Annotated in this window: 11 protein-coding genes and 1 pseudogene; all 12 read left to right on the top strand. The window is 71.8% G+C overall.

Annotated elements, in window-relative coordinates:
• The coding region (locus ACVBEQ_RS27690) for a prepilin peptidase (RefSeq protein WP_447156652.1) at positions 1 to 591 on the top strand (591 nt) is incomplete at its 5' end.
• Positions 592 to 954: 363 nt separating this feature from the next.
• The gene (locus tag ACVBEQ_RS27685) at positions 955 to 1719 is read left to right on the top strand and encodes a hypothetical protein (RefSeq protein ID WP_447156651.1); all 765 of its coding nucleotides are present in this window, start codon (positions 955 to 957) and stop codon (positions 1717 to 1719) included.
• Positions 1720 to 1844: 125 nt separating this feature from the next.
• Positions 1845 to 2204, top strand: coding sequence for a hypothetical protein (locus tag ACVBEQ_RS27680; protein WP_447156650.1), 360 nt, complete (start codon positions 1845 to 1847; stop codon positions 2202 to 2204).
• Entirely contained in the window at positions 2201 to 2515 is a 315-nt protein-coding gene (locus ACVBEQ_RS27675; RefSeq protein ID WP_447156649.1) for a hypothetical protein, read from the top strand. Before ACVBEQ_RS27680 ends, ACVBEQ_RS27675 begins: the two co-directional genes overlap by 4 nt.
• A gap of 505 nt (positions 2516 to 3020) precedes the next feature.
• Positions 3021 to 4235: a hypothetical protein gene (locus ACVBEQ_RS27670; protein WP_447156648.1), complete on the top strand. Its 1215-nt coding sequence runs from the start codon at positions 3021 to 3023 to the stop codon at positions 4233 to 4235.
• Positions 4235 to 4561 (top strand): hypothetical protein, encoded by a 327-nt coding sequence (locus ACVBEQ_RS27665; protein WP_447156647.1) that lies wholly within the window; start codon positions 4235 to 4237, stop codon positions 4559 to 4561. The genes ACVBEQ_RS27670 and ACVBEQ_RS27665 overlap by 1 nt, the downstream gene beginning before the upstream one ends.
• Entirely contained in the window at positions 4558 to 5247 is a 690-nt protein-coding gene (locus ACVBEQ_RS27660) for a DUF8175 domain-containg protein (protein ID WP_447156646.1), read from the top strand. Before ACVBEQ_RS27665 ends, ACVBEQ_RS27660 begins: the two co-directional genes overlap by 4 nt.
• A 9-nt stretch (positions 5248 to 5256) precedes the next feature.
• Positions 5257 to 7992, top strand: coding sequence for a hypothetical protein (locus ACVBEQ_RS27655; protein WP_447156645.1), 2736 nt, complete (start codon positions 5257 to 5259; stop codon positions 7990 to 7992).
• Positions 7993 to 8015: 23 nt separating this feature from the next.
• Positions 8016 to 9536, top strand: coding sequence for an SCO6880 family protein (locus tag ACVBEQ_RS27650; protein WP_447156644.1), 1521 nt, complete (start codon positions 8016 to 8018; stop codon positions 9534 to 9536).
• Positions 9533 to 11134 (top strand): hypothetical protein, encoded by a 1602-nt coding sequence (locus ACVBEQ_RS27645; protein ID WP_447156643.1) that lies wholly within the window; start codon positions 9533 to 9535, stop codon positions 11132 to 11134. The genes ACVBEQ_RS27650 and ACVBEQ_RS27645 overlap by 4 nt, the downstream gene beginning before the upstream one ends.
• Positions 11131 to 12981 (top strand): type IV secretory system conjugative DNA transfer family protein, encoded by a 1851-nt coding sequence (locus ACVBEQ_RS27640; protein WP_447156642.1) that lies wholly within the window; start codon positions 11131 to 11133, stop codon positions 12979 to 12981. Before ACVBEQ_RS27645 ends, ACVBEQ_RS27640 begins: the two co-directional genes overlap by 4 nt.
• Positions 12978 to 13849: pseudogene (locus tag ACVBEQ_RS27635) on the top strand (hypothetical protein); the annotation flags it as partial. The gene ACVBEQ_RS27640 and the pseudogene ACVBEQ_RS27635, both read left to right, overlap by 4 nt.

Below are 13849 nucleotides of genomic sequence, written 5' to 3'. Positions count from 1 at the left end.
CGACTCAGCCCACGGTTGCCGAGTACCACGGACAAGCACGAATCGATGTGGTGGCGGCCCCGGCCGGTCAGCAGCCGCCGTTGGGCCACTGTCACCGTGGTCACGGTGGTCTTCGCGGTGCTGGCCGCCGCGGGTAGCCCCGCGGTGGCGTGGTGGCTGCTGGCCGTCGGCGGCGGGATGCTGGCCGTCGTGGACGCGCAGACCCAGTTGCTGCCCGCCCGCCTGATCTACCCGCTCGCTGGGGTGATCGCTGCCGTGCTGGTGGCGGCGGCGTTCACCGGTGCCGGTCCCGCACCGTTGCTGCGGGCAGTTCTGGCGGCGCTGACCGTGGGCGGGCTGTGGCTCGCCGTCTGCGTTGTGTCGCCCCGGACGACCGGGCTGGGTGATGTCCGCCTCGCTGCGCTGACCGGCGGCGTCCTGGGCTGGGTCGGCTGGTTCGAGGTGTGGCAGGGGCAGGTGCTGGCGTTCCTGTTGGCCGGGCTTACCGCCGTCGTGCTGTCGCTGACCAGCCGTGCCGGGTTGCGGCGGCTGGTGACCGTGCCGATGGGGCCGGCCATGGTCGCCGGGTCTCTGCTGGCGCTCTGGCTGTAGGGGACGGTGGCAGTAGCCACTGTGCCCAGCCGACTGGGCCGCTGTCGGCCGCTCGTGGCCGCTTCGATGTCCGCCACGATGATCTTGCTCAAGTCAGCATGGGCCGTGGGGTGGCCGCCCGGGGAGCGCGGTGAACGAGGCCACCGATGACGGCGGGCGCTCCGAGCGGGGTCAGCGGTTCTGCACGCGGGGACGCGGTGAGGTCAGTCCGGGTTGTGGGTGCCGACGCCGGTCAGCTCGTCGGGACCGGGGTCAGGGCTTGAAGCTGCTCCGCTGACGAGCAGTTGCTGACTGATCACTGACTGGGGGCTGACGGCGCTGCGGAGGGTCGAGACATTCCGTCTTGATCTTCTGGAGGTTGCGGTGTTTCACGGTGTCTGGCCGGTCGGTGATTGGGCGGTGCTGCTCGAGCGGCTGGACCGGTCTGGGGCGTTCGGCCGGTGGCAGCAAGAGGAGCCGTCGCTGGCGGCGGTGCCTGCGTTGGCTGATCTGCCGTCCTTGACGGCCCCTGAGGTTGGGCGCACGGATACGGACCTGGTGCTCGGTGCACTGATACGGGTGGCGGCGGTCGACGGTGGGGACGACTCGGACGCTGCCCTGGTGGTGGTGCATCTGCTCAGTGCCGGGGTGCTGGTGATGGCGTCCCGGTTGGGTGGTGGCAGGGCCGAGGTGGTGTCGGCGATCGTTGCGGAGCTGACGTGCCGGGTCCGGTCGTTCCCGTGGCGGCGCCGGACCCGGGCGTACGCGGCGAACCTGCTGCAGGACACCAAGCACGCCGTGCTGCAGGAGCTGCCGGCGCTTCGGGCCGACGGGGCGCGCCGGGAGATTCCGTTTGGCCCGTCCGACTCGGTCTGGCAATCGTTGGAGAACACCGACCCGTGGTCTGCGGCCCCCGACATCACCCTGCCCGAGGTGGTGCGGTGGGCGCAGCGCAATGCCGTGGCCGCCGACGAAGACCTGCGGATGCTGGTGCGCCTGCACCAGCAGGCGGCGTATGGCACCGCCAACCGGCACAGAATCGCCGGCGAGCTGGGTATCAACGAACGAACGTTGCGCCGCAGGCGGGATAGAACCCTCACGGCGCTCCGCGCCGCCCGGCCCCGGTTCCTGCGCGACCGGGCCGCTTGAGTGCCGTCAACCGAGATAGGCAGGCGACCGGACCACTGTCTTCACAGCCGACCCGTGACTGACCCGGCGCGGGAGCACGGCCAGCCGGCGTGAGGGGTCATGGTGCAGGCTGACACGATGCCACCGTGAACGCCGACACCCTCGACACGGTCGCCAAGCTCGGCCCGATCGCCGTGGGGCTGTCCGCGATCGTTGCTCTGATCGTCGGCTTGATTGCTGTCACCCAGAAGAGCAGGGCGGACCGCCGGGACCAGTGGTGGAAGCGGGCGCAGTGGGCGATTGAGCAGACGTTCGACGACAATGAGGAGCGTCAGGCTCTCGGGTTTCGAGTGCTGCAGGTGTTGGGCACTTCCGAGTTGGCGAGCAAGGAAGAGCTGATCATCTTCGAATCTCTGACCACACCTGAGATACAGACACTGGCGCCGCAGCCGCAAGAGGGTGACCATGAAGAGACGGACACCGCCGAGGGAGGGAACCCACCGTGACCGCGAACTTTGATCCGGCAACTCCCCAGCAGGTGCGCATGTCCGGGGCCCACACATCGGCGACGGCCCCAGCCAAGGTCAAGAGCGCCATCGACGTCCACCCCTCGACCGACAATGACGGCGCTGACGGCTACCCAGGCGGGGACGAGCCTGGGCGTAACGGCTCGACCGCTCCACGTCCAACGGTCGTGCAGGTCGAGGCGGCGAAGCTGCGACTGGTGACCGACCGTCGGCTGGGTAAGACATCACCGGAGTGGCTCCGCCGGGTAGCTAAGGGCCTCCCGCCGCAGCCGGTCGCTGCGGCCCACTGACTTCTTCAGGCGGCACGGTCGCCACCCAGCGTTCCAGGGATACGAGGCCGAACGGTGCGCGCGCTGGCCGGTCACTGGCGTCGTGCAGTCGCTCCGGGGGTATTGCCCGGAGCGGTGAACCAGCCCGCGAGATAGCTCGGGCACGTCCCAGTCTCGGCGGAAGGAACCCGTCGCGCCGCCGGTCAAGCCGATGGACTGAGGGTGACATCTGGATGTAGCGGCCAACACTCCGCGATTGAGGCACCGCCGCCTGGTTGACCGCTCGGGTGACGCCTGGTAGCGACCGGCCGACGCCTGCGCGGCCGCTTCTTCCGCCGGAGACACCCGTGTACCGCGGACTCACCAGATCCATCGAGAGTTTCTTGGCCGTCGGTGTCCACATTTGGGCTCGGATCGAACCTGTTTTTGGTGTGAGGGATCGCAGAAGACAGGCTGGGCGTGCCCATGCGGCCGCCGTGTGGAGCCGTTCGCCGAACCGTGGCCGCAGCAGCGCAGGTGGACCCGGGTGAGTAGGCGGCTGGCGGAGATCGGGCTGCCCGGGCAGCAGCTGCCGGTGCTGGACGGCGGTGATGTGGACGCTGCAACCGGGCGCCTGCTGACGGTGGCCGAGTTGCAGGCTGCGCTGCTGGCGGCGCAGGTGATGGCGGCGAAACGTGCTGCCGCGCTGGTGGGTCCGGGAACACCTCAGGCGGAGGCAACCCGACGGGCCGAGACCGAGGCGGCCGCGGTCGCCTCGGCGGTGGATGCGCCACCGCACGGTGCGTCGTCGCAACCGGGGGCACGGCGGTGGTCGCCGCGGTGGAGCAGCAAGCTCCCCGTGCACCGCTCTTCGGTGCTCCCCGAGAAGGCGGTTTCTGCTCCCGGGGCGTTGGCGCCGGCTGGGTTCACCGGTCCCGCCGCGGTCCGGGCCTGGTCCTGGTTGACCGGTGCTCCGGACCCGTCGGTGCTGGTGTGCGCGGCCGGCGGCGGTGTCGGGGCGACGACAGTGGTGGCGGTGCTGGCCGGGTTGATCGCGGCGGCCCGCCCGGATCGGGTGCTGGCCGTGGAAGTGGCCCGGCGGGACTTCTCGCCGTTGACCCGGCAGGTGTGCGGTCCGGTGGACGCCGTGTCCGTAGGGACGTGGCTGGAACCCGGGGACGCCCCGGTTCGGGACCTGTCCGGGTTGCCGGCCGGGCCGAGCGGTGCCCGGGTGGTGCAGGCCGGCGCGCAGTGGTGGCCGCAGCTGACAGCGCGGTTACCCGCGGACACCGCGGTCGTCGCGGACCTGGGGTCGCTGGAGCACCGCGACACCCACGAGGTGCTGCTGGGGCACTGCGGTCCGACGGTGATGGTGGCCCGCGCCGACTCGGCGGGCGTGACCGCCGCACTGGCCGCGATCACCGAACTGGACGCCGCCGGGTTGGCCCGCCGCCCCGTGCTGGTGCTTTGCGACGCCGCCGGGTCACGGCCAGGTGTGCTGCGCACCGCGAAGCGGCTGGCGGCGACCGCCGCGGACGTACTCGTGCTGCCCAAGGCCCCGGCGCTGCGCCGGGGCCCCGTACCTATCTGCGGGTGGGACCGGGCGCTGTCGGACGCACTGGCCGAGCTGGTGTGCGCGCTGGCCCGCTCTGAGGCCGCACCACCAGCGGACCACCGGCCGCTGCCCCTCGCCGACACAGACACCGGCAGCGACACCGCTGCGGACGACCCCGAAGCGTTGACCGAGAGGGAGCTGTCCTGATGGACCCCACCGCTGATCCCACCACTCCTGCTGCGCCGACCGCGGGCAGCGGCACGGGTGGCATTGACTTCAACCAGTTCCAGCCCAGCAACGAGGGTCTGACCCAGCTGGACATCTGGAAGACGATCGCGAACATCCTGATGTACGTCGGGTACGGCGGGGCGTTCCTGGCGTTCCTGATCGGGCTGATCATGTGGGGCGTCGGGCACAAGATCGGCGGCCGGCACGTCCTGGACGAGGGCAAGACCACCATCATGCGGGCCATCGCAGTCGGCATGATCCTGGGCTCGGCCGGAGCGATCTGGACGTGGGTCGTCGCCCAATGACTATGCTGCGCAACACCTCTCGGGGCAGGCCGGATTACACGCCGCTGCACAGTCCCGGCGGCCGCCGCACCGGTGTCACCGTTGCAGCACTGCTGCTGGCGGCCGCGTTCACAGGCGGCGGGTTGCTGCTAGGCCGGGCCACCGCCGACGCCGCGGCCCCGCCGTCGGCGGCGTTGTCCCCGCACGGCCCGGCGGCGGTCGTTGACGGGGTCCCGTCCGGGTATCCGCGGGACCGGGCCGGGGCGGCGACCGCGGCGGTGAACTTCCTGCAGGTGTGCTGGTCCGCAGCGTCCGGGAGCGGGAACCCCGAGCGGATCCGGGCGGTGATGGCCGCAGCGAACCCGTCGGCCGAGGTGGTCCGCACCATCGGGCAGGGCCGCGCCGCCCGCGCCGATACGGGGCAGCAGCTCACCCCTGCGGCGGTGACCGTGCTGTCCCAGGACGAGCGGCGGGCGGTGGTGTCGGTGTGGGCGGTCAGCGCCTACGGCGCCGCGGTGGGCGAGCTGACCCGCACCACCGGGTTGTGGTTCACCTTCACCGTTGCGTTGTCCTGGGAGCAGGGCGATTGGAAGGTCGCCGACCTGGCCGCCGCCGACGGCCCGGACATCAACGGCGACCCCTCCAACGGGGCTGGCGGGGACAACCAGGTGCCGCTGACCGGCGCCCTGACCGTCTACCTGCGGTAACCGGGCGCCATGTTCGGTTCCCTTGCCCGGGTCGTTGCCGTCACCGTGACGGCGGCGGCGCTGCTTGTCACCTCCGCGGTGCCCGGCGCCGCCGCCCCGGCCGGCCCCCCGACCGGTGGTGATCCGGCGGCGGTCACGGCGTGGCCGGCGGAGCTGCAGCAACTGGTCGCCGGCACCACCGCTTTCACCTCCGCGCCGTGGTTCACCGAGGGCGACTGCACCGGCCGTGGCGGGGACGTCGGTGAGTACGTCAACACCTACTTCGAGCGGGAAGCGGCCTTCCGCCAGCAACTCCTGGCCGACCTGGTCACGGCGGCACCTGACGTGGCGGACGCGGGGGTCACGGCGGCGCCGCCGGCCGAGGACGAGGTTTTCCCCAACGGGAACACCGCCTACGACATGCCGCCCGGGGTGTGCGCCGAGGACCTGCAGGCATGGGCAACCCCGGATGCGTCCTCCCCGTGGGGCTTCACCTGGGCGAACCGGCCCGACACCACCTCGCTGCGCCGGATGGACTCCGCGGGCGGCGTCAACCAGGTCAACCCGCTCACGGTGTGCTCCGACGACCCGGATTCCTACCTGTGTTCCCGGGCGATGTTCGTCGATTGCGACCGGGCCGACGCCGCCGGCAAGCAGCGGTGCCTGGACTGGAACTTCTCGGTGCAGCAGCACCTGAACGGGATGGCGTACTGGATCAGTCAGAACAAGTCCGTGACCGACCGGGTGGGCGATTTCTTCGGGGCGGTGGGGCACGGCCTGTGGACGGCGGGTGCCTGGGTGGTCAGCGGTCTGGGCTGGGTGCTGGGCAAGGTCGGTGATGCGGCCGGGTGGCTGGCCAAGAGAGGCATGGAACAGGTCGTCGCGTTCTTCACCTCCGGCGCGGTGTGGCTGTGGGAGCAGGTCACCGCGTGGATGGTGAACTCCACCACCCCGAACCTGTCCGGCGGTGGGTACGCCGACACCTACAACCTGATCTCCGGGGTCATGCTGGCCATGGCGTTCCTGATCTGGCTGGCCGGGCTGGTCACCGCGTGGCGCCGCGGCCGGCTCACCGGGTCGGTGATCGGCGCGGTCAAGGCCATCGTCGGCATCCAGATCGTCGGCATCATCGCGTTTCTCATGCTGCAACTGGCCAATCAAGCGACGCTGGGCCTGATCTCGGGGCAGCAGGCGCAGATCGCCAACAGTGACTTCACCTTTTCGTTGTTCCAGGTAAACCCGGTGGTCGGGCTGATCGCCGCGGTGCTGACCATCCTCGGGCTGATCGGCGCCGGCCTGGTGCTGATCTTCCAGGCGCCGGTCACGTTGGGGCACGCGTTGTTCGGCACGGTCGCCGCCGCCGGGCAGGCCCACCACGCGACGTCGCACTGGATGGGCCGCTGGTTCATCACCCTGCTGTCACTGTGCTGGTGCAAGTTCTTCATGGTCGGCATGACGATCCTCGCGCAGAACCTGCTGACCAGCACCACCGCGAACCTGGAGCACTACGTTGGGCAGCAACTGTTCTCCGTGCTGGCCGGGATGCTGCTGATGCTGCTGCTGCCGACCACGCCGTGGCTGCTGTCCGGGGTCATGTCCTTCACCGTCGGGCACGCCTCCGCCGCCGCCGACCGGATGGCGCAGGGCATGACCGCGGCGATCGGCACAGCGGCCGCGGCCGCCGCATCCGGTCCCGCACTGGCCGCGGGCGGCGCCGTGGCCAGTGCCGGCGCGGAAAGCATGCACGCCCTGGCCACGATGAGCAGCAACTCCGCCGCACTGGGCGCCCTGAACAACGGCACCTTCGGCGCAGCCGCCGGTGCGGGCGCCGGCGGTGCAACCGGTGGTGGTGCAACCGGTGGTGGTGCAGCCGGGGGTGGCGGCGCGACAACCAAGCCGCCGCAACAGTCCTCGACGGCGCCGGGCGGCGCGGCAACCGGTGCCGAAGACAGCGGCGATGACCCGTTGACCGGGCAGGACGCACCGGCAGATCCGGGGAAAGGTGCTCCCGGAGGCTCCACGGGCCAAGGCGGCGCTGCTGCCGGCGGCGGGTCGGGTGAGCCACCGCCAGACCCACAGGACGCGGACCGGGAAGCGCCCCAGGACCTGGCCACGGCGGCCGCCGGTGGCGGCGCCCGCCCCGCCGCCGGTTCCGCAGCGGGCAGGGGCCGTCAGCCCGGTACCGCCGGCGGCCGGCGGACAGGGCCGCGCAGCGCACAAGGTGCCCGCAACCCTGCCGGCGGTGCCGGGAGCCAGGCCCAGCCCGGCACTGCGGTCGACGCCGCGACCGGCACGGCAACGCCCGGCTCCGCGGCTACGGGCGCGGCACCGATCACCGGTGGTTCCACCGGCACCGCTCCTTCGGCAGCGGCGGCGGCCTCGACCTCGACCTCGACCTCGACCTCGACCTCGACCTCGACGACAGCCTCGTCGACGCCGGCACCGTCATCGGACAGCGGGTCGGGACCTGCACCGTCCCGGGCCGCCGCACCGGGTTCGGCCGCTGCATCGTCGGGTTCGGCCGCTGCACCTGCGCCGGATCCGGGTGCCGCAGGACCGGTGCTGACGCCGCCCAACTCACAGCCACCGCCGCCTGCCGCGCCGCCCCCGACTGCCGCGCCGTCGCCGGTTGACCCGGGACAGCAGGTCCCGGTGCAGCCTGCGCCGCCGGTTGCGGAGCCGCCGGTGTCGGAGCCACCGCGACCGGTGACCGGGCCGTCGGTCGGTTCACCCAGGCCCACCCGATCCCGGCCGAGGCCGGCATGAGCAGCAGTGGAAGTGGAGCAGGGATGGTCAGCAGTGGTGGCAGTGGGCCAAGGCAGTTCGTGTATCCGCCGCGGCCGACGGCGGGGATCGTGGGCCGGTTCGGGATCGTCGACCTGGCGTTCTTCGCGGCAGCGCTTGCGTTGCTGTGGACCGGGTTCCGGTTGCTGCCGGTGTCGGTGTGGTGGCTGGCCGGTTTGGGTGTCGCGGCTCTGGGGTTGGCGGCGTTGCCGTTCCCGCGGATCGGTGGCCGCCCGTTGACGGCGTACCTGCATCCGGTGCTGGCCACGGTGGGGGACCGGTTGACCCGCCGCGGGGTGTTCCGGGGGGCGGTGTTCTCCCCGGCGTCGTTGGCGCACCGGATGGACCTACCCGGTGACCTGGTGAATTACCGGTCGGTCGCGGTGCCAACCCCGGACGGCCGCTCGAGTGTAGGGGTGATGGTCAACGACCGGGAGAAGGTTGCGTGCGCGGCGTTGCTGACGTTCGGGTCGGCGATGCTGCTGGAAGGCAGCACCGAGCAGGGCATGCGGCTGGACGACTGGGAAGCGGTGATGGAGGGCTTCTGCGCCGACGGCGCGGGAGTGTCCCGCTGGCAGTTGCTGGCCCGCACCGCCCCGGACGTGGTCAACGTGGCCTCCCGGCACGCCCGGGAACACGCAGTGGTCCGCTCGGGGCCGGCGTGGCAGGCCACCCAGGAATTGATCGCGCAGGCCGCGCCCGCCGCGCAACGCCACGAGGTGTACCTGATCGTCGCGTTCGACCTGCGGGCACTGGGCGATGAGATCGCTTCCCTGTCCGAGGGTTCCAGCCGGGACGAGGCGATCGGGGTGGTGGTGCTGGAACGGTTGCTGGACCTGGAACGGGGCATCACCGAGGCCCGCGTCGAATCGCGGGGGTGGCTGCGGCCGGGGCAGTACGCGGCGCTGATCCACACCCAGTTCGACCCGGAATCGCTCCCGCTGCACGACGTGCTGGCCGGGCAGGACCACGACCTGGACCCGAGGTTGGCCGGCCCGTCGGCGACCGAGCGGGCGTGGAAATCGTTCCGGCACGACTCGGCGGTTTCCCGCACGGTGTGGGTGCACGAGCTTCCCAAACGGCCGGCCGCGACGAACTGGCTCTCCCCGGTGCTCGCGCAGTCCGGTTTGCGCCGCACCCTGTCCCTGGTCGCCGAACCCCTGGGTGAGGTCAAGGCGCAGGCATCGGCCGAGCGGCAGGCGCTGCGCGCGGAGGGCAGCGCCGCCGAACGGCGCAAACTCGGGCGACCGACCACGGCGCGGCTGCGGAAGGAGGCGCGGGCCGCCGCCGACCAGGACGAGGCGCAGGCCGACGGGGACGGGGTGTTCCGCTACCACCTGTTCCTCACGGTCACCGCGCCGGACGAGAAAACCCTGACCCGGCAGATGCTTTCCGCTCGGCGCCGGCTGATCCGGGCCCGCTGCCAGTCCATCGTGCTGTACGGGGAGCAGGACCAGGCTTTCTTCGCCGGGGCGCTGCCGCTGGCCCGCGGGCTGTCCCCGATGCGCGGGGTGGCCGGGGTATGACCACCACGCAGCGAGCCACCCGCCTCCGCCCCGCGGCGCGCGGCGCCACCCCCGGGGTGTCGGTGCCCGGTGAGGTCGCCCGCCGCCTCGCCGAGCGGGACACCGCCGCCGCCGCGGCCGCCGCCCAGGAACAGGCTGAGCGCGAGCTCCGCCGCAGGGACCGGTTGTCCCGGGGCACCGGGCTGGACCGCCGCGGCGCGAGAGGTGTTGGCGCGGGCCGGCTGTGGGGGCGGATGCGGTTGCAGGCGCACACCGCGCCGTCCCGGATGCTCAAGGGCATCTACCCGTGGATCATGGACCCCGGCCTCGGGGTGCCCGGCGCCTACGTCGGGCAGGACCTGTTCTCCCAGGCCAGTTTCCTGTTCGACCCGTTCGAGCTGTACGCGGCCGGTGTCATCTCCTCACCGAACATGGCACTGGTCGGGGAGATCGGCGCCGGCAAGTCCGCGCTGATGAAATCGCTGATCCTGCGCCTGCTGGTGTTTGGGATCTCCTTCTCCTGGGTGCAGGTCAAACCCGAATACGAAGACCTCTGCAAAACCCTCGGCGTGCAACCGCTGCGGATCGGGCCCGGACAGCTGGTCCGGCTCAACCCCCTCGCCGAGGTGCGCCGGCACCCGGACCAGAACGACATCGAGCACCGCGCCGGTAACCGGTCCCGCCGGATCGCCCTGCTGGAAGGGCTGCTGCAGGTCGCTTTGCGCCGCGGGATGCGGCCGGTGGAACGCTCGGTCATCGGGTGGGCGCTGGACGCAGCGACCGGCGCCGACGACGACGCATCGACCGTCCTGGGCCCGGTGTCGCTGCCCTCGCTGCTGGGCCAGTTGGTCACCCCGACCCGGTGGGAGCACCGGGCCACCGACCTCGGCCTAGACGCAGCCGACCTGGCCGACCAGGCCCAAGACGTGCGCCTCGCCCTAGCCGAGTTGGTCACCGGGTCACTGTCGGGGATGTTCGACGCCACCGACGCCCGCAACACCGCGTTCGACTTCCGGGCGGTGGGCACCGTTGTCGACCTGAACCGGGTCCGGCACAACGAGATGCTGACCGTGCTGTCGATGGTGTGCGCGCAGTCGGCGATGGAGGCCGAGCTGATGCACCCGGACGCCCCACGCCGGCTCGTCGGGTACGACGAGGCGTGGATGGCGATGCGGTACCTGCCGTTGCTGCGTCGCTTCCAGGAGCAGTGGAAGCTGTCCCGGCTGTACGGGATCGCGAACTGGATCGCGTTCCACCGGTTCACCGACCTGGACGCCATCGGCGACGCCGGCAGCGAAACCCGCAACCTGGCAACCGGTCTGCTGGAGGACACCGGCATCAAGATCGCCTACCGGCAGGGTGAGGCCGCCCTGCCGCTGACCGGGGCGTTGATGAGCCTGTCGGACGTGCAGCAGGACCTGCTGCGGTTCCTCAAACAGGGCGTCGGGCTGTGGAAGATCGGCGAGCACACCGCGGTGGTCAAACACATCCTGTCCTCGGTGGAACGACCACTGGTGAACACCGACTCCCGGATGAAGGTCATCGCCGGCATCGACGACATCTCGGACGCCGAATGGGAAACCCTGCTCGAGCAACACGCCACCGGGGACCCCGCATGACCCGCCCCCCGACCACCCGCACCCGCAGCGAGGGCGACGCCGGTCAACGCGCACACCGGGAAAGCCGCGAGGTCACCGCAGGCGCCGCGACCGACTTCTGGGTCCTGCTGACCGCCGGCTCCGTGCTCGCCATCGCGATGCTCACCGCTCCACTGTTGGCCGGGCACCTGGCGTACCTGATCACCGGCCGGGGCTGGCCCGACACCGGATCGGTGATACCGGCCGTGCTGGGAATGCTGACCCATCCCGGCGACCCGACCCGCAGCTGGCCCGACACCGCGGGCAGGCCACCGGCGGTGCTGGTTTGGGCGCTGACCGCGGTGCTGCTGGCCGGGCTGGTCGCCGGGGCCGCGGCTGCGGTGCTGCTGGCGCGACGGGGACACTGGCCCCCCGCGGCCGGGGTGGCCACGGCCGGGCAGGAAGCGAGGTCGATGACCGCAGAGAGTCTGCTGACCCGGGCCGGGTCACTGCGACCGCAGCTGGCCGCCACCACCAAGGCGCGGGAGCTGGCACCGGAGCAACTGGGCGCCCGGCTGGGCCGGTCGGTGGCCAGCGGGCACGATGTGTGGCGGTCCATCGAGACGTCCTCGATCGTCACCGGCCTGTCCGAGTCCGGGAAGACGACGTCGGTGGTGATCCCCGCGGTTCTGGACTGGAACGGCCGGCAGGTGGTGTCCACCACCAAGACCGACATCCTGCGCTGCACCTGGCAGGCCGCCGAGGACCGCGGCGGCTTGGCCGTGTTCGACCCGCTACGGCTGTCCGGTGGGGTGTTCCCGCAGTTGTGCTGGACCCCGATCCAGGGCTGCGCCGACCCGAACATCGCTGAGGCCCGCACCAAAGTCCTCACCGAGCGGGCGGCCGGACCGGACCCGCACGCCGACTTCGCCGCCGACGGCCGCCGCGTGGTGCGGGCGCTGCTGCACGCCGCCGGCCTGGCCGACGCCACCGTCACCGAACTACTCGGCTGGGTCTACAACCCCCTGGACCAACGGCCGGAGCAGATCATCCGCGGCTCCACCCGCGGGTACCAGCTCTACGCCGAGGAACTGGCGTCGGTGCGGAAAACCCCGGACCGGCAACGGGAAGGGTCCTACCTGTCGGTGCGCTCGGCGTTCGACGGGATGTCCACCCCGCAGGTGCTGGCCACCATCGACACCCGACCGTCCCGGGCGTTCGACGCCGCCCGCTGGCTGGCCCACGGCACCGACAGCCTGTACCTGCTGACCCATAACACGATGCTCGCCGGCGCCACCAAGATCGTCTCCCTGATCGTCGCCGACATCCTCGACGCCGCCCGGCATCTGGCCGCCGCATCGACCGGTGCCCGGCTCGACCCGCCGCTGCCGGTGATCGCCGACGAATCGGTGAACACCTGCCGGTTACCGGACTGGGAGACGGTGCTGTCCGACTCGCGCGGGTGGGGGATCAGCGCGCACATGGTCGTGCAGACCCGGTCCCTGCTCCGCGGCGCCTACGGGCGGGACCAGGGCGAGGCGATCTGGTCCGCCGCAGGGATGCGGATGATGGTCGGCGGCGGCGAAGGCGGCGCCGACAGCAAGGAACTCGCCGAGGCGTTCGGCGACGACGAGGTACCCACCTACTCCCGGGACACCACTGGCACCGTGCACTCCCTGTCCAGCCGCCGGCAGCCCACCCGCACCGTCGCCGACATCCGCAACACCCCACCCGGCCGGGCCATCGTGCTCGCGTCCCAGATGCCGCCCGTGGACATCGAACTCACCCCCTGGTGGAACCGCCCCGACGCCGACCGGATCCGCCGCGCCGCCCGCGACTACGACGAGGCCCGCGCCCACCACATTCCCCTCACCAGGGCCCGGCCATGACCCGCCCACCCCGCGACACCGCCGACCCGGACCCGACCCGGCAGGGCCGGCGGCTGTACCCGGTGCCCGGACCCGGTGACACCACCCCCGAGCACGACACCGCGCCCGACCCCGATGACGCCACTGACTCCGGTGACGGCTTCGAGGCCGACGCTGACGACGGGCCGATCCCGTGGGGCAACACCTCCGAGGAACTGCTCGACGAGGCGCTGCAGCAACTGCAGGTGCTGACCGAGCGGATCGGCAAGCTGGACGAGCTGATCAACGCCGACCGGCACGACCAGGCCGGCACCGGCGCCGGCAAGCACCTGCGGTACCGGTACGAGCGGCACCCGCCCGGGGACGCGGCCGCCGCCCACGCCGAACTGAGCCGGTGGGTGTCCTGGCTGGTGGCCACCTACCAGCTCACCGACACCGTGCCGCCGTGCTGGGACCGGCACGACGCCCTCGCCGAGGAACTCGCCGGGTTCTACGTCGCCTGGCAGAACGTGTGGGCCGACGAAGGCCGCTACGACGCCGCCGTGCTCTGGCACGACCAGCTGCACAGGGCGGCCGCCAACCGGTGGCCGATGTGGCTGCGCGGCGCCCGCTGCTCCCAGACCTGCGCGCTGGACACCGATTTCGCGCAGCAGACCCACCACCGGTGGGCTGAGCAGGCCGCGGCCGGCGGCGGCGCTGACCACCGCCTCACCCGCACCCGCGAACTGGCACTGCCTATCCCACCGCCCACCAAGAAAACACCCCCCAAGAAGAAGGCACCCCAGAAAGGCACGACGCCGCCCGGTGGCCCCACCGGCAAACCCACCCCCGCACCATCACATCGATTCGTGCTTGTCCGTGGTACTCGGCAACCGTGGGCTGAGTCGGA

The organism is Nakamurella sp. GG22, from assembly GCF_052976845.2.
Note: the sequence above shows the minus strand (reverse complement) of the source record. Positions and strands in the feature narration are given on the sequence as shown.

Bases quoted from the DNA above. Each gene is read 5' to 3' on its own strand.
- ACVBEQ_RS27660 (WP_447156646.1), top strand. From the start codon at position 4,558: ATGACTATGCTGCGCAACACCTCTCGGGGCAGGCCGGATTACACGCCG.
- ACVBEQ_RS27650 (WP_447156644.1), top strand. From the start codon at position 8,016: ATGGTCAGCAGTGGTGGCAGTGGGCCAAGGCAGTTCGTGTATCCGCCG.
- ACVBEQ_RS27655 (WP_447156645.1), top strand. From the start codon at position 5,257: ATGTTCGGTTCCCTTGCCCGGGTCGTTGCCGTCACCGTGACGGCGGCG.
- ACVBEQ_RS27645 (WP_447156643.1), top strand. From the start codon at position 9,533: ATGACCACCACGCAGCGAGCCACCCGCCTCCGCCCCGCGGCGCGCGGC.
- ACVBEQ_RS27665 (WP_447156647.1), top strand. From the start codon at position 4,235: ATGGACCCCACCGCTGATCCCACCACTCCTGCTGCGCCGACCGCGGGC.
- ACVBEQ_RS27640 (WP_447156642.1), top strand. From the start codon at position 11,131: ATGACCCGCCCCCCGACCACCCGCACCCGCAGCGAGGGCGACGCCGGT.